General features: G+C 56.9%; 15 protein-coding genes and 1 tRNA gene. 7 read left to right on the top strand and 9 right to left on the bottom strand.

Annotated elements, in window-relative coordinates; translation table 11 throughout:
- Positions 1-17: 17 nt before the first annotated feature.
- Together H7A51_01200 and H7A51_01195 are read right to left on the bottom strand one after the other, a co-directional pair.
- Entirely contained in the window at positions 18-1,559 is a 1,542-nt protein-coding gene (locus H7A51_01200; protein ID MCP5534832.1) for a sulfatase, read from the bottom strand.
- A gap of 85 nt (positions 1,560-1,644) precedes the next feature.
- The gene (locus H7A51_01195; GenBank protein MCP5534831.1) at positions 1,645-2,874 is read right to left on the bottom strand and encodes an L-rhamnose isomerase; all 1,230 of its coding nucleotides are present in this window, start codon (positions 2,872-2,874) and stop codon (positions 1,645-1,647) included.
- A 169-nt stretch (positions 2,875-3,043) separates the two neighbouring features.
- Between H7A51_01195 and H7A51_01190 the strand changes: the two genes are divergently transcribed.
- Both H7A51_01190 and H7A51_01185 read left to right on the top strand, forming a co-directional pair.
- Positions 3,044-4,081 (top strand): LacI family DNA-binding transcriptional regulator, encoded by a 1,038-nt coding sequence (locus tag H7A51_01190; protein MCP5534830.1) that lies wholly within the window; start codon positions 3,044-3,046, stop codon positions 4,079-4,081.
- A 170-nt stretch (positions 4,082-4,251) separates the two neighbouring features.
- Positions 4,252-5,709, top strand: coding sequence for a sulfatase-like hydrolase/transferase (locus tag H7A51_01185; GenBank protein ID MCP5534829.1), 1,458 nt, complete (start codon positions 4,252-4,254; stop codon positions 5,707-5,709).
- 91 nt (positions 5,710-5,800) lie between these two features.
- Here the strand turns inward: H7A51_01185 and H7A51_01180 are convergent.
- From H7A51_01180 to murG, 7 genes are all read right to left on the bottom strand, one after another.
- Positions 5,801-5,875, bottom strand: a tRNA-Val gene (locus tag H7A51_01180).
- Positions 5,876-5,991: 116 nt separating this feature from the next.
- On the bottom strand, positions 5,992-7,392 hold the full coding sequence (locus H7A51_01175; protein MCP5534828.1) for an MBL fold metallo-hydrolase: 1,401 nt from the start codon (positions 7,390-7,392) through the stop codon (positions 5,992-5,994).
- A 69-nt stretch (positions 7,393-7,461) separates the two neighbouring features.
- Positions 7,462-8,679, bottom strand: a complete 1,218-nt coding sequence (gene ftsA, locus H7A51_01170) for a cell division protein FtsA (GenBank protein ID MCP5534827.1) — start codon at positions 8,677-8,679, stop codon at positions 7,462-7,464.
- 78 nt (positions 8,680-8,757) lie between these two features.
- The gene (locus H7A51_01165; GenBank protein ID MCP5534826.1) at positions 8,758-9,744 is read right to left on the bottom strand and encodes an FtsQ-type POTRA domain-containing protein; all 987 of its coding nucleotides are present in this window, start codon (positions 9,742-9,744) and stop codon (positions 8,758-8,760) included.
- Between the two features lie 9 nt (positions 9,745-9,753).
- Positions 9,754-10,671: a D-alanine--D-alanine ligase gene (locus H7A51_01160; GenBank protein ID MCP5534825.1), complete on the bottom strand. Its 918-nt coding sequence runs from the start codon at positions 10,669-10,671 to the stop codon at positions 9,754-9,756.
- Between the two features lie 25 nt (positions 10,672-10,696).
- Positions 10,697-13,021 carry a UDP-N-acetylmuramate--L-alanine ligase gene (gene murC, locus H7A51_01155; GenBank protein ID MCP5534824.1) on the bottom strand — a complete coding sequence of 775 codons (2,325 nt, stop codon included), beginning with the start codon at positions 13,019-13,021 and terminating at the stop codon, positions 10,697-10,699.
- Between the two features lie 33 nt (positions 13,022-13,054).
- On the bottom strand, positions 13,055-14,137 hold the full coding sequence (gene murG / locus H7A51_01150) for an undecaprenyldiphospho-muramoylpentapeptide beta-N-acetylglucosaminyltransferase (protein MCP5534823.1): 1,083 nt from the start codon (positions 14,135-14,137) through the stop codon (positions 13,055-13,057).
- Positions 14,138-14,364: 227 nt separating this feature from the next.
- Between murG and H7A51_01145 the strand changes: the two genes are divergently transcribed.
- The 5 genes from H7A51_01145 (at position 14,365) to H7A51_01125 (ending at position 21,095) form a co-directional block, all read left to right on the top strand.
- Positions 14,365-14,907 (top strand): hypothetical protein, encoded by a 543-nt coding sequence (locus H7A51_01145; GenBank protein MCP5534822.1) that lies wholly within the window; start codon positions 14,365-14,367, stop codon positions 14,905-14,907.
- Positions 14,907-17,594, top strand: a complete 2,688-nt coding sequence (locus H7A51_01140) for a DEAD/DEAH box helicase (protein ID MCP5534821.1) — start codon at positions 14,907-14,909, stop codon at positions 17,592-17,594. Before H7A51_01145 ends, H7A51_01140 begins: the two co-directional genes overlap by 1 nt.
- Before the next feature lie 146 nt (positions 17,595-17,740).
- Positions 17,741-19,354 carry a YidE/YbjL duplication gene (locus tag H7A51_01135; protein MCP5534820.1) on the top strand — a complete coding sequence of 538 codons (1,614 nt, stop codon included), beginning with the start codon at positions 17,741-17,743 and terminating at the stop codon, positions 19,352-19,354.
- A 122-nt stretch (positions 19,355-19,476) separates the two neighbouring features.
- Entirely contained in the window at positions 19,477-19,833 is a 357-nt protein-coding gene (locus tag H7A51_01130; GenBank protein MCP5534819.1) for a hypothetical protein, read from the top strand.
- Positions 19,834-19,940: 107 nt separating this feature from the next.
- Positions 19,941-21,095: a right-handed parallel beta-helix repeat-containing protein gene (locus tag H7A51_01125; protein MCP5534818.1), complete on the top strand. Its 1,155-nt coding sequence runs from the start codon at positions 19,941-19,943 to the stop codon at positions 21,093-21,095.
- Positions 21,096-21,259 lie beyond the last annotated feature (164 nt).

Below are 21,259 nucleotides of genomic sequence, written 5' to 3'. Positions count from 1 at the left end.
TATGATTATTTCGGCCTTCAGCGGGGCTTTTTCAGCTTGGGCTGTGGATTTTTTTTAGCTTTGGGCTTTTTCATAGTCGTGACCCCCTCGCGTTCCGGTGCGTACTTGTCCTGGTCGAACTTCGGATTGGGAATGGGAAGGACTGCGTCGGTTTCCTTGATGAACCTGGTAATCATCGCGTCCATGGATTGAACCAAACCCGGTAGCTTGTAGGCGATGTTGTGTTTTTCCCCCATATCATTGGCGAGGTTGTAGAGGTGGTAAAAATGCGCACCATCAGCCCCCTGGTGGAACTCGCGGATGAGTTTCCAATTTCCGTGATGCACGGAAATGGCTGGCGGCATCCAGTCGGGCACAGGTGGATCATACGGGAAATAGGTGAAGATCGCCTCACGTTTGAGAGCTTTACCCTCGAAGGCCGGGGTGATGTCGATACCGTCGATGACTTCCGGGTGGTCTGGTTTGGTGCCGATTATCTTGAGAATGGTCGGATAGAAATCGATCGATTGGACCATCGCGTCCGAGCGGGTGGCGGGTTCGATTTTGCCGGGCCATTTGACGACCATCGGCACGCGGATACCACCTTCATACATGGTGGCTTTTCCGCCGCGTAGCGGGGCGTTGCTGGTCGGCCGGGTGTCGTCGACCCAGTTATACATATTACCGCCGTTGTCGGAGAAAAAGATCACGAGGGTGTTATCGGCGATTCCGAGTTCATCGACCGCGTCTAACAGTGTTCCGACAGCATCGTCCATGCTTTCGACCATCGCGGCATAGGTGGGTGAACGCTGTGGGTCGGCGGGATTTACCAGGTCCTTGTATTTTTTGATCACGTCCTTTTTGGCATCAAATGGTGCGTGGACGCTGAACATCCAGTAATTCAGGAAGAACGGCCGGTCTTTGTTTTTCTTCATGAAGGCCACCGCCTCTTGCGCCATGCGGTCCTCGATATGTTCGTTTGGTGTCTGTGGGTCGAAGTCGGGGAATTTCCAGGGTGCCACAAAACCACCGGCCGGGCCAGGCCCGGGCCAGTGGGGGATATCCACGTCAAACCCATGTTCAAGAGGTGAGTATGGCTCGCGGCCAAGGTGCCATTTCCCGAAGTGCCCAGTCACATACCCCGCTTTTTTTAGATCCTTGGCGAGTGTGTTGATTTTGGTATCCAAACGTGTGGCGGAGCTTGGCTGGATGACTTTGTTTTTAGCTGCACTGCTGCTACCAGGCGCCGCTTTAAGGCGAACCGGCGGCAGGTGGCATTCTGGTACAGTCAGGCCAAGCCGTGCCGGGGTCTGACCAGTGAGGATACTCGCACGGGTGGGAGAGCAGAGCGGACTCGCTGCGTAAGCTCGGGTGAAGGTCATACCTTGCCTGGCCAGCCTCTCGATATTGGGTGTCTGATAGAGACGGGTATAGCCGTAGAGCGTGGTATCCGCGTAACCCAGGTCATCGGCGAGGATGAAGAGGATGTTAGGCTTGCTAGGATCGAGCCCCGATTGCGCCATGCCGGGGGCGATCCAGGACAGGCTCACAAGGAGAACAATGCTTAATCTCAATTTCATAGGAATGGGTGGATGGGGCGTATATGTGGTTGTTCAATGGTGATTGGAGAGGCAGGCCTGCGGCAGCGCTACCCGTGGACACCACTTAGCGGTGAGCAAGCACGTCCTTTTCATACTGCTGGACGTCCTGCAACCAGGCCGGGCCTTCGGGCACCTCCTGACGGCGACAATACTCATCCCAGACGGCGCCGATGGGGAAGGTTTTGACTTCCTCCTGAAGTGCCAGGCGGGTGGTGTAATCACCTTCGAGCTCGGCCTGGCGCAGGATTTCCGTCGGCTCGAGAAGTCCTGCCAGCAGCGCTCTCAGGGTATTGCGCACCCCGATGGTCCAGGCGGCGACCCGGTTAATGGAGGCATCAAAAAAATCGAGCCCGATGTGGACACGGTCCTCCACCCTGTTCGCGACAATTTCCCGGGCGATCGCTTGCAGCTCATCGTTGAAGGTCACTACGTGATCGGAATCCCAGCGCACGCCACGCGAAACGTGCAACAGCAGCTCCGGCACGTAGAGCAGGCAGGAGGAAATCTTTTCCGAGATCATCTCCGTCGGGTGAAAGTGACCGGCGTCCATACAGAGCACAATTTGTTGTTCCATCGCGTATCCCAAGTAGAACTCGTGGGACCCGACGACAAACGCCTCGGAGCCAATGCCGAACAGCTTCGACTCAACGGCGTCCAGGTTGTGCGGTGTGGCATCCTTGAGAATTTCATCCAAGGAGTTTTTCAGCCGTAGCCGGGGAGCCACGCGGTCGGCCGGCGTGTCCTTGTAGCCATCGGGCACCCAGATGTTGGTGACCGCTTTGCTGCCAAGCTGGCCGCCCATGTCGTTCGCGATTTTCCGGCAGGCGATACAGTGGTCAATCCAGAACCGGCGAATGCCATCGTCCGCCGATGCCAAGGTGAAGCCTGCATCAGCCAGCGGATGGGAAAAGCAGGAAGGGTTGAAGTCGAGGCCGAGGTTCTGCGATTTGCACCAGTCGATCCAGCCCTGGAAATGCCTGGTTTCAATCTGGTCGCGAGCCACTTTGCCATCGGACTCCAAATAGATGGCATGCAGATTGAGCCGGTGGTTTCCCGGGATCAGGCCCAACGCCTTTTCCAGGTCCATGCGCAACTCGTCGGCATTACGCGCCGAGCCTGGATAATTGCCTGTCACAGCCAGGCCCGAGCCAAGGCCGCCGGCAGGATCTTCGAATCCAGCCACATCGTCTCCCTGCCAGCAATGGATAGAGACAGGGATTTTCCTGAGACGTTCCATGGCATGCTCGGTGTCAACCCCGACACGGGCGTATTTTTCTTGGGCGTACTGGTACATGATAAGTGTCAATGAAGTTTGGTTTCGAGGCGACCGACCATTGCCAGGACACGCGCCTATTGTCCGTGGCACATTGAACGTGGCGGCGCGAACCACGTCAAGCCAACACGAAACGTTTCATGGTTTTTTATGCTTTTTATTTATCCCAATCTGTGAACATTTTGTGTGTATGGTACCAAAGAGGGCACGACTCAAGGACGTAGCAGAGAAAGCCGGGGTTGCGGTCAATACCGCCTCAACCATTCTAAACCGCAAGCCGAATTCCTGGGCATCCAAGGAAACGGAGGAGCGTGTTTTCAAGGCGGCAAGAGAGCTGAACTACCGCCCCAACCGGGCGGCGAAAAGCCTGCAAGCAGGTAAATTCAATGCCGTGGGGCTATTGATCGCAGACATCAATAACCCCTACTTCACGAACTTCGCGGAGATGATGGCGATTGATCTTGAGCAAAAGGGATACAATCTGGTGATTGAAAGCTGGCGCACCGACGTCGACCGAGAGGTCAAGCAGATGAAGGATCTCGTTGACCGTACGGTGGACGGGGTGGTGGCCTTTGTCAGTGATGTGGAGATTCACCGTGACTTTCTTGAATACCAGGCCAAGGCCGGTTACCCGATCGTAATCATGGCGATGCCCGGGGCGAAGGATATACCGGTGGATGCCGTGATGCCTGATTTCGAAACCGGGTTGGAGGAAGCCGCCAAAGTCCTGATGCAGCAGGGGCACAAAAATGTGGCGTTCCTGGCAGCCAGGTCCAAAGGCCAACGTGTGGGGGGCAGACCCGCCATTTTTGAAAGGATCTTCCAGCAACTACTTGGTAGTAAGCCGACCGTCGTCGAGTGCGGTGCAACGATTGAAGATGCGCTTGCCACTGCGAAAACCCTGCTTTCCAGCGATAGCCGGCCTAGTGCGGTCATCGCGCTAAACGACTTTTCGGCCATAGGCGTCATGCGTGCTGCAAAAGAGCTTGGCTTGTCCGTGCCCGGGGATCTTTCCGTGGTTGGTATTGACGGCGTGCCGCTTGCGGCGCACCTGCCCGTTTCACTCTCCACCATTGTGATGCCGCATCTGGACATGGTGCAGCAGGCGTCAAAATTTCTACACGAACGCATCATCGGAGAAGCCGGTGAAGCCGTGCGTCATGCCAAGTTCCCGACACATTTCCTGCAGAGGGAGTCGTCGGCCAAGGCACCTGCACAGGGTCAGTGATTCCGTCCGGGCACAGGCAGGAGGGCGGTGTTGATATCACCGGCCATTGTCCCGGAGCGGATTTTTGGCCAGGCCGGGAAAGAAATTGGCACGTGCGCCGTAGTGATGTAACGATCATCTCGTAGAAGTCTTGTAGACAGCTCCTTGCTTGCTGAAAAACCACTTACCCCATGAAAAAATTTCTCACCACCATCCTGTCCTGCGTTGTTTCCCTCACCTACGCATCCGCTGCGGACAAACCCAATATTGTGTTTGTTTTTGCCGATGACATGACCTTCGAGAGTATCGGGGCGTATGGGCTGACCGACTGCAAAACACCCAATCTCGACCGCCTGGTCAAAAACGGCGCCACCTTTTCGCAGGCCTACAACATGGGTTCCTGGAGTGGTGCCGTCTGTGTGGCGAGCCGCGCGATGCTGAACAGCGGTGCCTTTGTCAACCGCGCCGAGGCAGCCATCAAGGACAAACCCCATTGGTCGGAGATGATGAAGGCAGCGGGATACGCAACGTATATGACCGGCAAATGGCACGTGCCGGGAGCCCCCAGGTTTGACGTTGTCAAGGACCCCCGTGCCGGCATGCCAAAAGGCTCGGGATACAACCGCCCCAAGAGCAAGGAAGACTACGAAAACGGCTGGAAACCCTGGGACAAAAGCCAGGGAGGATTCTGGCAGGGCGGCACCCACTGGAGTGAGGTGGTCGCCAACCACAGCCTCGATTTCCTCAAACAGGCGAAGGACGACGACAAGCCATTCTTCATGTATCTCGCGTTCAACGCCTCGCATGACCCCCGTCAATCACCCAAGGAATACATCGACATGTATCCTCTCGACAAGATCAAGGTGCCCAGGAACTACCTCGACCTCTATCCCCACAAGGACGCCATGGGCTGCGGTCCGAGCTTGCGTGACGAAAAACTGGCCCCATTTCCACGGACCGAGTTTGCCGTCAAGGTGCACCGTCAGGAGTACTTCGCCATCATCAGCCACATGGATACGCAGATCGGCAGGATCCTCGATGCCTTGGAGGCAACCGGAAAAGCCGATAACACCTATATCATCTTTACCGCCGACCACGGTCTCGCCTGTGGTCATCACGGTCTGTTAGGAAAACAGAATATGTATGACCACAGCATGCGTGTCCCCTTTATGATAGCCGGTCCCGGAATCAAGCCGGGCAGTCGATTTGATATGCCCATCTACCTCCAGGATGCCATGGCGACCACCCTGGACCTCGCCAAGGTCGAAAAACCGACGCAAGTTGAATTCAACAGCCTGATGCCCTTGATCAAGGGCACCCAAAAAGTCCAGTATGAGAGTATCTATGGAAAATACCTGGATCGGCAGCGTATGATTGCCAAGGGCGACTGGAAAATGATCTCCTACCCGAAGGCGCAAGTCATCCGCCTCTTCAACACCGCCAAGGATCCTGACGAAATGGTCGATCTCGCGGGCAAACCCGAATACGCCGCCAAGCTCAAAGAACTCAAGGCCGAGTTCAAGGAACTCCAGAAGCAAATGGGGGATAAGCTCGATATCGACAATCCCACAGCCTCCAAAGGCCCTCAAAAGGACAAGAAAAACAAAGGCAGGAAGCGGCCCCAGAAAAAAGACAAGGCGGCCAACTGATACCCGTCCGACAGTTTGCTGTAGCCCCCGGAGCTGGGTGCAGCCCCCGAATCCCCTCCCACCTATCCGCCCCTGCGGAGGGATCAACCAATGGTGCGCGATGCAGGATTTGAACCTGCGACATCATGCGTGTGAAGCATGCGCTCTACCCCTGAGCTAATCGCGCTTTGAATACCATGGATCAAAACCACTACCGGAAAAGCAGCGCCGGGCAGCCCGGGCAGCGGTTTGGGTGGATTTGGTAGCGCAGCCACCGGTGGAATGCAAGCGATAATTGGTCGGCTAAAAATGGACCTCTTTGCCGAGCACACCAACCTCGACATCGCCGTTGTGGATCTCGCGGAGGGCTGCGCAGAAGGTTTCCGATCGGGTTCGCTCGCCGTGGACGAGCCAGACTTTTTTCTTACTGCCGGTCATCGCCTTGAAGTAGTCGATGAGCTCCGAGTGATCGGCGTGACCCGAAAAGGAGTCCATGATCTCGACATGGGCACGTAATGGATACGGCTGGCCAAAGATATTCACCTCCGGCTCACGGTGGCGGATTTTCCAACCGAGGGTGTTCTCGGCACAGTAGCCGACAAAGAGAATGGTGTTGGCCGGATTGCCGATGCCGTTTTTCAGGTGATGCAGGATGCGGCCCGCCTCGCACATGCCGGAGGCCGAGATGATGATCCCCTGTTTCTTGCTATCGTTGAGTTCCTTGGACTTGGCGACGGAGCGGATCAGGGTCAGGCCTTCAAAGCCGAAGGGGTTGCGTTTTTCGTAGAGGAACGTGTGCACCTCCTCATTGAAACACTCGGGGTGGAGACGGAAAATCTCGGTGGCATTCACCGCGAGCGGACTATCGACAAATACCGGCACCTCGGGAATCCGACCGTCTTCAAAGAGCTGGTGCAGGACGTACAGAATCTGTTGGGTCCGCTCGACCGCGAAACAGGGAATGATGATTTTCCCTCCCCGCTGAATCGCCCTGTTGAGGACGTCTGCGATCCGATCATCGGCGCCGGTTCCAAGCTCATGCTCGCGTCCGCCGTAGGTGCTTTCCATCAGCAGGTAGTCGACGTTTTCAACAGCAACGGGGTCGTTGAGCAGGTCATTCCCCCCCCTGCCAACGTCGCCGGAAAAGAGGAAGCGTTTCTTTTTCCCGTCCTCCTCATCATCGATTTCTAACAATATCTGGGCACTGCCGAGGATATGCCCGGCATCAAAAAACCGGACACTGACACCGGGGGCGATCACCAGTGGACGATTATAGCCGACGTTGACAAACTGCTTGAGACACTTCTCGGCATCACGTGCGTCGTAGAGCGGCTCGACAGGCGGCTGGTTTTTCTTTTTGAGTCTTTTGTTCAGCCACTTGGTGTCGCTTTCCTGGATGTGGGCACTGTCGGCAAGCATGACCTGGCACAGGTCGCGGGTGGCGAATGTGGCGTAGATGTTGCCTTCAAACCCTTTGCTGCACAGGTTGGGCAGGTTGCCCGAGTGATCAATGTGGGCGTGTGAGAGGACGACACAATCGATCTCCTGCGGGTCAAAATACGGGAAGCAGCAGTTCACCTTGTAGGCGTCTTTGCGCCGACCCTGATAGAGCCCGCAGTCGAGCAGGATGCGTTTCCCATTCACCTCCAGCAGATGCTGGGAACCTGTCGTAGTACCGGCGGCGCCGCAGAACTTGAGTTTCATGGTGCTACTAGACAATACAATCCACCTGGGTGCAAGTAGCGAGGTGATTTTCTACCAACAATCGGATGATTAACGTCGAAACGGCCATATTGACTTGATGGCGCGGCTAACCACACCGCCACCGGTAGCGGACATGCGTTCAGCGTCGAGAATCTGGGCGTAGCGGATCAGTCCGACTGCGGTGGAATACTGCGGATCACGGAAATTCGCATGTACGCCGCTGAGATTGGATTGTTCCGCCAGATAGATGGGCAGTCCGAAAATCTCGTTAGCCAGCTCACTAAAGCCGCGCATTCGGCTGGTGCCGCCGGTGAGGAACACGCCGGCACCGACACCGCGCAAGGCGTTTTCAGGAAGGCGGTCCTCAACAAGATAGAGGGTCTCTTCAAGTCGACCATGGATGATGGCATTGAGAAGTGACCGCTTGATCTCTGTTTCCAGCAGACCGTGGTCGTCCATGACAGCGACCATACCAATCCCACGGGCCGGGTCACCGGATGCGTCGCCCTCGGTTTTCTTCAGTTCCTCGGCCCTACTCAGCGGGATGTGGGTGATGAGGTGGATATCATTGGTAATGTGGTCACCTCCTACCGGGATACTTCCAGAGGCTGCAATGGCCCCCTTGAGATAGAGCACGTAGTCGGTGGTACCACCACCAATATCAATCACCAGCGCACCGGCGTCTTTCTGTTCCCTTTCCAGTGCTACCTGGGCTGTAGCGATCGGTGCAAACACAACGTCATCCACCTCCAAGGGAATCTCCCGGACGCACTTGATGCTGTTTTGAATACGTGTGCGTATCCCATGCACGATATGAAAATCAACTTCCAGCGAGCGACCTAACAGACCTATCGGACTCACGGTATGCTCGTGATCATCAAGTCGGTAATGGCGGATAAAATTGTGCAGGTAAACATGGTCACCTGGAATGGCGAGGTCGCGCGCTATTTCCGTGGCCTCATCAATGTGGCCTTCATGCACCTCGTCCTCTTCATCAGGCAGACGGAAAGTCCCGCAGTTATTGACCCCCGCGATATGCGAGCCGGTAACCGAAAGGAGCACGCTACTGATATCGACGTCACAGACATCCTCAGCCTTGAGCAAGGCGTCTTTCAAGCCGGCGCGGGCCTGGGGGTAATCGGTGATCTCCCCTTTTCTAACACCTGCACTACGCGTCTCGCCGAGGCCGAGTATTTTCACCGAGCCATCAGGCTTCACCTCGCCGACCACCATACATGTCTTGGTGGTGCCGATCTCGAGTCCTACGTGTATTTTTGACTTCGCCATGGAGAGAAATGGGGCAGATAGGGGTTAATAAGGAAAATCAGGAAAAGAATTGAGTTGTGGATACTGGGGCGATCGACCTTAGTTACGATCGAGTATGGATTGAATTTCGCGCTGGTGTGGATTCACCGGGGTGGGTTTGCGCATGGGCTTCACCAACACGGGATCGCTAATAAAGGTGACGGGAATATTTTTATGGGGGATCAGGTTGATCGTCTTGACAACTCGGCGGGTCTTCAGCGTGTGCTCGCGGATGGAGATAAAGTCATCCAGCTGTCGCTCATGGTCGTACATACCGAAAATCGCGCGCGAGCCATCGTTGCAGACCGCTTCCATCGAGTAATCATTAATGAGTACGATTCGCTCTGGAAGCCACTGGTCGCGGACATTGCCAGCCTCGAAGATTTTCACCAGATGCAAAGCACGGAGCATGTCGGGGTGTTTCATCTTTTTTCCGTGACGGAACGCATCGCTCTTGGCCCCTTTGACCACGATGACCGGCAAATCCCTGGCCGCTTCCCACAGGGCGCCCTCGCAGGGAAAGGTGATCCCGTTTCCATCAGCCAGGATACCTCCATTGCGCCGACCCGGAAAACCCAGCGTTTCACATTCGATCCATACGGCGGGGACACGCTCAAGAATTTTGATTTTGAGCGTTCCGGGAAGACGACGTTCCACGTCACAGTCGATCACCTCCGGCAAGGCATGCAAGGAGTCGCACACCGCATCGGTGTCGATGGCAAAAATGGTCGCATCGAGATCGATCCCGGTGACAGCCACCACCCGGGCGTGAGTGAGGTTACCATTCGTCTGCAAATCGATCTCTTGCAGCCGGTATTTTTCATTGCCATAAAACAGGTGTTGAATCCCACGGTAGGCACCAAAGCCGATCAAACCCAGCAATGCCAAAACAACCGCGCATTTGATCCCTTTGCTAATGCCGCTCATCACCTGAAGCATCACGATGCGTGGAGAACTCACCTTGATGTGGAGCTTTTGGAGGTCTCCCCCCCTACCGGCGTTGCGTGGAGCACGGGTTGTTTTCTTGCGTGATCTGAATCGAGGCATGATAATCTCCTAACTACGGTGGGTGAGTGAGAGGTCGGCGATTTTTTCACATAAGGGACCGAAGTCGTATCCAGCTACTTTAGCCGCCTTGGGTAGCAGGCTGCTGGCTGTCATCCCGGGAATCGTGTTGGCTTCGAGCACATAAGGACGCCCCTCCTTGTCTAACAATACATCGACCCTGGAGTAAATTTCAATCCCAAGAGCACAGTGGGCGGCCAGCGCGGCGTCCTGGACGGCAACCGTGGTCGCTTCATCGAGGTCGGCGGGGCAGTAGTAATCGGTGCCCCCATCATTGTTAAGCCACGGGTACTTGTTCTTCATATCGTAGAAACCACTGCGTGGCGCAATGTGGATGACAGGAAGAGCCACCCCGTCGAGTACCCCAACGGTGAGTTCGAGACCATCGATGTATTGCTCGACAAGAACCTCGTCGCCGTACTTGGCGGCGTCCTCCATGGCTGCCAGAGCCTCGGATTCGTTGTGCACAATATGAACCCCCACGCTGGAGCCTTCGCGCGGTGGTTTGACAACATAGGGTAACGGCATACCGGGAAGTTTGGCACCTGCCGAGCAATCGACGATTTCCGATGCCGGGGTCGGCACGTGATGCCTGACAAAAACCTCCTTGCTGGCGACTTTATCAAACGCGGCCCTGCTGCTTTCCACCCCTGCGCCGGTATAGGGGATACCCGCATTCTCGAGGAGGGTTTGCAGTTCACCATCCTCACCGAAGGTGCCGTGGATGGTGTTGAAACACAGGCCGGTGCCCACGGGTAGATCCAGGGCATGGCCGGTGACATCCACCGGGACAGCGTTCAGCCCCTGCCCTTTGAGTGCCTCTAACACCGCGTTTCCCGATGCCAGGGAAACCTTGCGTTCAGAGCCAGGTCCGCCCATGAGGACGGCGATGAGTAACTTGTTATCCATAGTTGATTGGGATTGATTGGTGAGATTAAAAGGTGAATTCATCTTCTCCGATGATCTGGACTTCGGTTTCCAGGGTGATATTGCGTTTGGATTTTGCCTCGCGGCGGATCTGGTCGATCAGACCAAGCACATCGGACGCGCTTGCCTTGCCACGGTTGACGATGAAGTTTCCGTGCTCGGTGGACACCTGGGCCTTGCCGACCGAGGCTTCCTTGAATCCGAGTTCATCGACCAACCGGCCTGCGGGAATCTCCTCCGGATTTTTAAAAACGCAACCGGCACTCGCAGCAATCGGTTGGCTGGTGCGGCGTTTGTGTTTTGATTCCTCCATACGCTGTTCGATCACTGCGGGGGATGCCGGCTCGGCTTTAAACCTGGCAGCGAGGGCGTAGTTCCGGCGCAGCTCCGGCACATTGCGGTAGTGCGCGGTGATTTCTTCGCGTGTGCGCTCGCGAACGCATCCATCCTCGTCGAGAAAAGTGACGCTGATGACCTGATCGAATGTTTCCGTACCCATGGCACCGGCATTCATCCGCAGACCGCCACCGACGTTGCCGGGGATGCCTTCCATCCACTCCATTCCCGTTAGTCCGTGGGCTGCTGCGACGCTGGCTACTTTTTTAAACCGGGCGCCTGCGCCGGCAATGATCATGTTTCCCTCGACGTGGACGGCGGAGAACTCACCACCCGTCGGATGGATCACTGCGCCACGGATACCGCCGTCGCGCACCAGCAGGTTTGAGCCGCGCCCGAGGATGCGTTGTGGGATACCGCGATCACGGCAGTAGGCAACGAGTTTGGAAAAGGCAACAAAGCTATGCGGCTCCAACCAGAATTGCGCGGGGCCACCGCATAGAATCGTCGTGTGCCGGTTCATCGGCTCGTAGAGCTTGGCATTGGCCTGGGGACCGTCATCGGGACCGGTGCCTTCATTGCAGTAGCGCATCATTTCCTCGACCACCGTCATGTCGCGGGCGATTTTGGTTCCAATTTCGTGCACATTCCCAGCACCCAGCGTGACCAGCAGGTCACCGGGTTGCAAGGCATTGCCAACGGCATGATGGGCCCACTTCACCGGGCCTATGGCATCTGCCCGGGTGTCGCCGTTAGATTTTACCGCATCGACAATGGTCTGCGCCGTAACCCCCTCGATGGGCAGCTCGCTGGCTGGGTAGATATCGGTGACAAAAACACGGTCGGCCGCTTGAAGCGCGACCCCGAAGTCATCGGCAAGCTTCTGTGTCCTGCTGTATCGATGTGGCTGGAAAACGACCACCAGCCGCTCCGGGTTCAGTGAGCGGGCGGTTTGAAGGGTCGCCGCGACCTCCGTAGGATGATGACCGTAGTCGTCAATGATGCGCAGGTTCGGCGAGAGATACTTGTTTTCAAACCTCCTGCGCGCTCCTGCGAAGGTAGCGAGGGCGCGGGCGACCAATTGGAAATCGACACCCGCGGCGTCCGCCACGGCCACGGCGGCCAGTGCGTTCAGGACATTGTGTCGACCGGGGATTCCGAGTTCGACCCGCCCCATGGACTCACCTCGCCGGGTGACATCGAAAGCAACGGTGCCGCCGGTCTCATGGATGTCGCTGGCGGTGAAGTCGGCATTTTCCCAACCGTAGGAAACGGCACCCTCACGGGACGAACAAAGTTCGGCAGCGACAGGGCAGCCGGAGAAATAGATTTTATTGCCACGGGTTTGCTCGAGCAGCGTGGTGAAGACCTGCTTGATATGGTTGATGCCACGGTAGAAATCGAGATGCTCCTCCTCGATGTTGAGGATCACCGCGTGCCGGGGTTTGTAGAGGGCAAGGGTGCCGTCGCTTTCGTCCCCCTCCGCCACCATCAGCTCGCAGCCTTCCTCCCAGTGGGCGTTGGTGCCCAGTACGGGAATCTCAGCGCCGACGTAGTGACAAGGCATGATCCCGCCCCGGCGCAAGACGTGGGCGCACATCGCCGAGGTGGTCGTTTTCCCATGGGTTCCGGAAATGACCACCCCTTGCCGGGTGTGCAGGATAGCGGCCAGGCACTCGGCACGGCGGATACAGGGAATACCATGCTCACGGGCTTCGGTCCGGGCGACGTTTTCCTCGCGGATAGCCGAGGAGTAAACCACCACATCCGCACCGTGCACTTCGTCCGCGCGGTGGGGGCTTGAAAAAGTCAGTCCCAAACCTTGCATCCGTTGGGTCTCGCCACTGGTCACCATGTCCGAGCCGCTGACGCGGTGCCCCATCCCTAACAAAAGAAGCGCAAGACCACTCATACCCGACCCCGCGACACCAATGAGATGCACCTTCACGGGATTACCCCGGTCGGTCAGCCGTTTACTTAGGTCATCAATCTTCATGGTATCAAATGTTCAGTGGGCATGCGTTTGCCGTTAAGCGGTCATCACATCAACCGATATTTCGTCGCAGATTTTAGCGGCGGCATCACGCACCGCAAGTGCATCTGCATGGGCGGACATCGCTATCCAGGTTTCCTCGTCCTCAAGCATTCTGGTGAGGTCGGTGACCAGCTCCCCGGCGTCAAGGTCGGATTCCTGTCTGAGCACAGCGGCGCCGGCCTCTGCAAACACCCTGGCGTTCGCCGTCTGGTGATCGTCTGCGGCGTAGGGATAGGGCACCAGGATCGCGGGCATCGCGACGTAGGACAGCTCGGTCATACTGGATGCCCCAGAGCGACAGACCGAGACATCACAGGCGGCGTATGCCGATGCCATGTCATCGCAGAAGGAAAGCACGTGATAGCCGACGCGACCGGTGGCCATCTCCTTGACCCGGTCGTGGTCAAAGGCGCCGGTGATATGAAGAAACTGGAGACCGGGCATGGCCTTGGCCGCCTCGACGACCAGGGTGTTGAGTCGTTTCGCGCCCTGGCTGCCGCCCATCACCAGCACGGCCCGGCCCTCGGGCGAGAGTCCGTATTTCGCCCTGGCCGCGGTTTTGTCCGGCAGCGCGGCGAGCTCTTTGCGCACCGGGGTGCCCGTGACGACCACATCGGAGTGGGGGAAAAACCTCCCGGCCGCCTCAAACCCGATGAGCACCTTCCGACACCAGCGTGCGGTGAGGCGGTTGGCCTTGCCGGGCAGGGCGTTGGAATCGTGTACATAGGTCATCAAACCCATTTTCCTGCCCGCGAGCACCGGTGGCAGCGAGGTGAAGCCCCCCATCCCGAGCACGGCATCACACTGGTGTTCCGCAAGGATCTTCCGGCACTGGCGCACGGTTTTCCACAGCTTGAAGAGGAAGGGGATCATCTTCGGTGAAAATGTGCCAGGCTTGGCAATGGCCGGCACCGTCTGGAATGCCAGCCCGGTGTATTTTTTCGACGACTGGGCATCGACTTTTTTCTCAGAAATGAGCAACAACACCGAATGCCCGCGTTTCTCAAGCTCCTCCGCCACGGCTATGCCTGGGAACAAGTGTCCCCCCGTGCCTCCACAGGCGATTAATACATTCATTTTCCCAGGCATTTTCGTGTCAGGTCTTCTCGGTTATCCGCGTGCAGCCATTACTCCACCGTCGCTGGCCTATTATGCGGAAAAGGGGGCCATACAGCAATACTTAATCTTACCTAAATGCTTAATAATCTGTAGTTTCCCCGCAATGCGGCTCTATTGGCAGGTAACTTCGGGTACGTCACCTAGCTACTTGCGCGAAGGGCCCGCGCATGCAAGAATCCCCCATCATGAAAAAGGCCCTCATTTTCTTTGTTGTCATCCTCCTCGGGGGGAGCTGGACCGCCAATAAATTCCTCCAACGCGCCAATAAAAGCAGCGAGGAAAAAGATCGATTTATCGAACAGGCGAGTAACTACGGCCACGATGCGCAGATTTTCCTGGGCCAAATGGCGGAGCAGCACCACGACAAGGCATTTGCCGCTTCTTATCGTATGTGGAAATTATCCCCGGTCTCCGAAATCGACCTGGCCACGCACTACGACGAGCAGGTTTACTACCGCACCCTTCAAGACATCATCAGCGAGGAGGCCAAGCAACAAGGCCAGGCCGATGCTTATAGAGCCCTACTTGACATAGGCCGGTTTTACGGCGTGCCCCAGGAGGGAAAAATCCCTGGCTCGGGTGATGAAGCCGCCACACACCAGCCCGTTGGCACCCAACCCGCCCCCCAGGCTGGAAATTCCGGGAAAAAAGAATCCCTGCTCAAAAAGAGCAAACTGGGTGAAAAACGGGTTATCCCGGGCAGTCGACGCCGTGACGATGACCGATAATGACCGAAGGTGACCCCAGCACTGAAACCATCCATGGATTTCTGACCTCAGGCGACTGGAAAGTCACCTTCTCGGGTACGGTCGTCGCGGCTGGTTACAAACTGGCACGCGCCCGCCAGGTCACCCGTTGCACGGCCGAACGCCTGGACACAGGTGATGTTGAAATCACCGCTGCCGTCATCGATCAATCCGGTCACCAGAACGAAACCACCATCGCGCTCTGGCTCGAAAACGGGAGGCTTCAGGTCGATACCTCATGCACCTGCCCGGTAGGCACCTGCTGTGAGCATGCCGCCGCCGCGTTGGAACACCTGGCACGTCCCGGAAGGCTGGAAAAGGCCTTTGGCGAACTGCGCGGGGAGCCGACCGTCGCCACACTAACAGAAAACATCCAGGACAGCCCGCCTGGCACTGGTATCGGGAAAAAAGCCGCCTTTCAACTTCACATCCAGCGCCGACCCGAGGGGGACGGTTACGATTGGTTGCCAGAGACATTTGCCACGGCTTATGCCGTCTACGATGCTAACAAGTATCCACTCGACCCTGCGGGAAACATTGGCAAACCACGTGATCGTGCAGCGGAGATGACCGCGCTGAACACACTCTACGCCCTCGACCTGCTGCCCGGTGCCGAGGAACCACCACCATCACTCAAAAAGCTTTCGCCACCTCCGCATGAAGGCACTTTGTGGTCGCCTAACAATAAAGAATGGCAGCCTACACTCTACTGGCAGAGGTTTCAACATGAAGCCGTCCCGGCACTCGAAAACCGTGGCTGGCAGGTCACCATCGCTCATGACGCAGCGCTCAAACCGCTCAGGTTCAACGCCTCCAGCTGGCGGGCCGAATTCGTCGACGAGGGCAAAGGCTGGTTCAGCCTCTCCGCCGGCTTTGAAATCAATGGCGAACGGATGGACCTCCAGCCGATCCTCGCCACCCTCGTGGAGTACAACTTCCTCGAACTCACCAAGGACATGCCCGGTGGACAGGAATTCCTTGTTTTTCTGGCAGACGGCAGGGGCATCACCCTACCCATCGGCCGCTTCCGCCGCATCCTCACCCACCTCGGTGAACTGGTGGATTACAAGTTCACCGGCAAACCGCTCAAGCTGCACAAAGTCGAAGCCGCCACCATCACCGAGGCCCTCAGCGAGGACGATCCCAATTTCTCCCCGCCCCCTGAAATCGCATCTCTGAAAATTCACCATTCACCATTCACTATTCACCATTCCGAAGTCCCACAAGGACTTCGTGCCACCTTGCGTAGCTACCAGCGCGAGGGTTATGAGTGGATGCAGTTCCTGGCCATCCACGGACTCCACGGCATCCTCGCCGATGATATGGGGCTGGGAAAAACCATGCAGACGCTGACCCATATTCTGGCGGAAAAGGAAAAAGGCAACATGCTGCCGAACCTGGTGGTCGCTCCGACCAGTGTGGTGGAAAACTGGCAGCGCGAAGCCGCCCAATTTGCACCGTCACTCAAGGTGACCATCCTTCAGGGAGCCCATCGGCACCATCGGTTCACCGAACTCGACGGCACCGACATCGCGCTCACATCCTACGCGTTACTGCACCGTGACCTTGACCGGTTTTCCGACCAGGCATTCCACCTGTTGGTCCTCGACGAGGCGCAGCACATTAAAAACCCCGGGGCGCAAGTCTCACAGGCGGTTCGCCAGCTTAATGCACGGCACCGACTATGCCTGTCCGGCACCCCGGTCGAAAACCACCTCGGCGAACTGTGGAGTCTGTTTGATTTCCTCATGCCAGGATTGTTAGGCGACTCGGAAAGTTTCACTCAAACCTTCCGCACCCCAATCGAAAAAGCCGGCAGCCAGTCGCGCGCCGATGCCCTCGCCACCAAAGTAGGCCCACTGATCCTGCGCCGCACCAAGGATCAGGTTGCCACCGAGCTCCCGCCCAAAACCGAGATCCCCCATTTCATCGAACTCGGCACCGATGAGAAAGACCTCTACGAAACCGTGCGGTCGACCATGGACAAACACGTCCGCCAGGCGCTCGCCATCCGTGGTCAGGAAGCGCAGATCGTGTTTCTCGATGCGTTGCTGAAGCTGCGGCAGATCTGTTGTCACCCGAGCCTTGTAAACTCCAATTTTCAAACTCCAAATACCAATCCTCAGACATCCAGCAAGTTTGACTACCTGACGGATCTCCTGGAAACCTTGAAGGAGGAAAACAGGAAGGTCTTGGTTTTTTCCCAGTTCACTTCGATGTTGGATATTATTGAAGAATATCTAATCGGACAGGAAACGACTTACCTCAAACTCACGGGAGCGAGTAAAAACAGGCAGGATCTGGTGGAAAGGTTCCAGGCTGGAGAAGCCGAGGTGTTCCTCATTTCGCTCAAAGCCGGAGGCACCGGACTCACACTCACCAACGCCGACACCGTGATTCATTACGACCCCTGGTGGAACCCGGCAGTGGAAAACCAGGCGACCGACCGCGCGTATCGAATCGGGCAGGACAAACCCGTTTTCGTCCACAAACTCATCTGCAAAGGCACGGTCGAACAGCGTATCCAACAAATGCAGAAAAAGAAAAGCGGCATATCCGACTCCATCCTCACCGCCTCCTTGACCCAGCTCAAGCTTGACGATGATGTATTGACACGCCTGCTGGCACCCATCGACGAGGATGCATCACGCCATGGGCACGGCAATTGATGAGAGCAGGCAGGAATCATGCCACGGTTTACGCACGGGGAAGTTTTTCTGCATGACACAGACACATTGGTAGGGCTTGCTTGAACTGCGGGTCAACTGTATGGCCTGTCCGTATTTCAGTCCACCCCACCACCATCGAGCCCGCTATGTCACACCTCTTCGAATACCCGCTGATGCATCATCCCATGTTTGTGGTGTTCAGCGTCATTGCCATCGGGCTGATACTCGGTCGGATCACCATCTACGGAGTGAGCCTTGGGAGTGCGGCCGTCATGTTTGTGGCACTGGTCTATGGCCACTATGGCGTCACCCTGAGCCCGACGTTGACGACGGTAGGGCTGGTGCTCTTTGTTTACTGCGTCGGCATCGGTGCCGGCTCCCGCTTTTTCAGTTCACTGAAAAAATCCGGGGTACAGTTGGCGGTGATCAGTTGCGCCGTGGTTTTTGCTGGAGGTGTTGCCACGGCACTGGCGGCAAGGGCATTTGACATATCCCCGAGTGTTGCCGCCGGGGTCTTTGCCGGTGCGCTGACCAGCACCCCCGGACTGGCAGCGGCACAGGAACATTTTTCCAGCCTGTCCGACCAGGGGCTCGCGTCGGCAGGCTACGCCATCGCCTACCCGTTCGGTGTCATCGGCACCGTGCTTTTTGTCCAGCTCTGGCCACGACTGAGAAAAAAGGACCTGCACGCACTTGGTGAGAAACTTGAGGCGGAACAAGCGCAGACACATCAAATTGTCCCCGTGCTCGTCAAGATGACCAACCCGAAGTTTGTCGGGCGCGAAATTGACAAGCTGCGTATCATCGACCACTTGCACTGTCGCGTCACCCGCATCATGATCGGCAATGTGCTGGTGCCCATCCAGCACGGCGACAAGCTCGAGATGGACATGCTGCTCTGGGTGATTGGCCGTGAAGAGGACATCGAGGCGATGCTCGACGTGCTCGGCGAACGCGCGCAGGCACCGGCCATCATCAACTCGGATATGGAGCGCCGGACACTCGTGGTCACCAATCGCGCGTTTGCTAACAAGTCGCTCTCCGAGCTGCGGCTGCTGCGCACCCACGGTGTCTCTATTTCCCGTATCCGGCGTTATGAATATGAAATTGTGCCCACCGACAGCACTGTCCTCAGCATCGGCGACCAACTCGTCACCGTGGGCAACCCCGAGAACCTTGCCCGCTTTGCCGAAGCCGTCGGCCACCGGCCCTCGGTGATCGATGCCACGGACCTGCTATCGCTATCGCTCGGTATCGCACTCGGTGTGCTGGTAGGGATGATTCCCTTTGGCGGGTTCAAACTCGGCATGGCAGGCGGGCCGTTGTTAGTGGCGCTTCTGTTAGGTCACTTCGGGCGTATTGGTGCGGTCGCCGGCTACGTGCCGCGCCCCACCCGCCTGCTGCTGCGCGAGCTGGGTCTGTGTCTTTTCCTGACAGGTGCGGGGATCAAGGGTGGCGCGAGTTTTGCGGCCACTTTGCAGAGCCAGGGGGTAGGTATTTTTGTGGTGGGAATCATCGCCACCCTGTTGCCTATTATCGTTGGCTACGCCATTGCCACACTGATTTATAAATTTGATGTCCTCACCGCACTTGGCGGTGTCTGTGGAGCGATGACCTCCACTCCGGGACTGGGTGCCGTTTCGTCCAAGACCGATGCCCAGGCTCCCATCCTCAGCTACGCCAGCGCCTACCCGGCCGCCCTACTGCTCATGGTCGTGGGCGTCAACCTGCTGCTCGCCATCATGAGTAGCCTGACTTAGGTTTCCGGTCCTCATTGAGCCAGGCGCTCCTCCCGGAATGTGAAGATGGTGGTTGGTAAAGTTTGGCCAGTGGCCTATAAACGCACCCATCAGCTCAAAAATCCACCCCCACCACAGCTACCATGAAACCCATCCTGACACTGGCGCTTGCTCTCACTTTTCTAACCACACTCCCCCCTGCCTGCCCCGCCGCCGAGACCGCGGAGGATGTCAAGCAATCGGAGGAATACAAGATAGGCGTGATGGTCCAAGCCATCGCGGCGGCACTCAAGGCCCCGGAAAAACCGGCGTCCCTGGAAACCATCACGGCGTATGGCACCGACAGCCGGTATTACGTGATGATCCGCGGCTGGCTCAGCCAGGAGAAACAGGGCACCGAAAGCCAGCTCAACGCGACACGGGACCCCGCGAAAAAGGCAAAGTTCCAACAGAAGGTTGATTTTCTCGGACAATGCCTCCGCCGTATCGATCTCGAGTAAAACCTGGGACTGTTTTTTTTCACAAGCCCAAGGCGCCAGCCCCAAAGGGGGAAATGGCAACAACGGGTCTTGATCCTTCGGAATCAGAGCGTAGGGTATGGAACCTTATGAATCCACCATCCGCCTTACTGGTTTTTTCCGGGCTGCTGACACTGGCCCATCCATGCCTTGGGAAAAACGTCACCGCACAGAACCAGGATGAGCTTCGTGCGGCAATCAAGTCGGCTAAACCCGGCACAACCATCACCCTGGCACCAGGAAAATACCGCGGCGGCATCACGCTCACCCGACTCAGCGGCAAGGCCGGCGCCCCTGTCATCATCACCGGTGCCGACCTCAAAAACCCGCCCCGTTTCACCGGCGGGACCGAGGCTCTGCATTTGTCCGATTGCACTTACGTCACACTCCGCAACCTCCACATCAGCGGCTATCCGGGCAATGGTATCAATATCGATGATGGCGGTAGCTTCGGGACACCGAGCCATCACATCACGGTGGAAAACGTCACCATTGAAAACACCGGCCCGAAGGGCAACCACGATGCCCTGAAACTCTCCGGCCTCACTGACTTTACAATTAAAAACTGCACCTTCCGAGGCTGGGCGGGATCGGCGATCGATATGGTGGGTTGCCACCGCGGCGTCATCGAGGGCTGCACTCTAACAGGTGACAAAGAATTCACCGAGTCGAGTGGAATCCAGATCAAAGGAGGCACCACAAAGATCATGGTTAGAAAGTGCTTTTTCAACCGGGCAGGCCAGCGGGCCATCAACCTTGGCGGCAGCACGGGACTGACCTATTTCCGACCCAGTGTAACCGACTATGAAGCGAAGGACATCACCATTGCTGGCAATCGCTTTCTCGGTAGCGAGGCCCCCATCGCCTGGGTCACCGCCCATGGAGGCCACGTCCATCACAATACATTTGTCCTGCCGGACAAGTGGGTGATGAGGATTCTCCAGGAGAGCAAAGACCCCAGGTTCAAGCCCTGCCACGGCGGTGTGTTCGAGCACAATCTGGTGGTTTTCAATAAAAATGTTAGAGTGTTCGCAAACATTGGCCCCGGCACCGATGCCACAAGCTTTACATTCCGGCGCAATGCATGGTTTGAGCTGGACGGATCGCGCAAACCCGACTTGCCGGCCCACGAAAGCGACGGCATCCACCAGCCTGTCCTGAAGATACACGGACTACTGACGGGACAGATGAAATTCTCATCAACCGACCCCAAACTCAAGCAAGTGGGTGCAGACGCCTTATAACTGACACGTCCGATATGAAAAGAGATTCCCAACGCGGCGCACCGGGATAACGACGGGGACGGGCTACGAGGCCGATGATTTGAAGCTATGCCATTGAAAAGCGCACATAGATGAAGTAGTTTTGCGTTTCCATCCTCATTTCACGTGCAACCACCACGCGCTTT

Source organism: Akkermansiaceae bacterium, assembly GCA_024233115.1.
Classification (GTDB): Bacteria; Verrucomicrobiota; Verrucomicrobiia; order Verrucomicrobiales; family Akkermansiaceae; genus Oceaniferula.
The sequence above is the reverse complement of the archived record's forward strand: the minus strand, read 5'-3'. Positions and strand labels throughout refer to the sequence as shown.

Coding starts and splice junctions, on each gene's coding strand:
- H7A51_01125 (MCP5534818.1), top strand. CDS start 19,941: ATGAATCCACCATCCGCCTTACTGGTTTTTTCCGGGCTGCTGACACTG.
- murG (MCP5534823.1), bottom strand. CDS start 14,137: ATGAATGTATTAATCGCCTGTGGAGGCACGGGGGGACACTTGTTCCCA.
- H7A51_01185 (MCP5534829.1), top strand. CDS start 4,252: ATGAAAAAATTTCTCACCACCATCCTGTCCTGCGTTGTTTCCCTCACC.
- H7A51_01195 (MCP5534831.1), bottom strand. CDS start 2,874: ATGTACCAGTACGCCCAAGAAAAATACGCCCGTGTCGGGGTTGACACC.
- H7A51_01160 (MCP5534825.1), bottom strand. CDS start 10,671: ATGGATAACAAGTTACTCATCGCCGTCCTCATGGGCGGACCTGGCTCT.
- H7A51_01130 (MCP5534819.1), top strand. CDS start 19,477: ATGAAACCCATCCTGACACTGGCGCTTGCTCTCACTTTTCTAACCACA.
- H7A51_01140 (MCP5534821.1), top strand. CDS start 14,907: ATGACCGAAGGTGACCCCAGCACTGAAACCATCCATGGATTTCTGACC.
- H7A51_01175 (MCP5534828.1), bottom strand. CDS start 7,392: ATGAAACTCAAGTTCTGCGGCGCCGCCGGTACTACGACAGGTTCCCAG.
- H7A51_01165 (MCP5534826.1), bottom strand. CDS start 9,744: ATGCCTCGATTCAGATCACGCAAGAAAACAACCCGTGCTCCACGCAAC.
- H7A51_01200 (MCP5534832.1), bottom strand. CDS start 1,559: ATGAAATTGAGATTAAGCATTGTTCTCCTTGTGAGCCTGTCCTGGATC.
- ftsA (MCP5534827.1), bottom strand. CDS start 8,679: ATGGCGAAGTCAAAAATACACGTAGGACTCGAGATCGGCACCACCAAG.
- H7A51_01190 (MCP5534830.1), top strand. CDS start 3,044: ATGGTACCAAAGAGGGCACGACTCAAGGACGTAGCAGAGAAAGCCGGG.
- H7A51_01145 (MCP5534822.1), top strand. CDS start 14,365: ATGAAAAAGGCCCTCATTTTCTTTGTTGTCATCCTCCTCGGGGGGAGC.
- H7A51_01135 (MCP5534820.1), top strand. CDS start 17,741: ATGTCACACCTCTTCGAATACCCGCTGATGCATCATCCCATGTTTGTG.
- murC (MCP5534824.1), bottom strand. CDS start 13,021: ATGAAGATTGATGACCTAAGTAAACGGCTGACCGACCGGGGTAATCCC.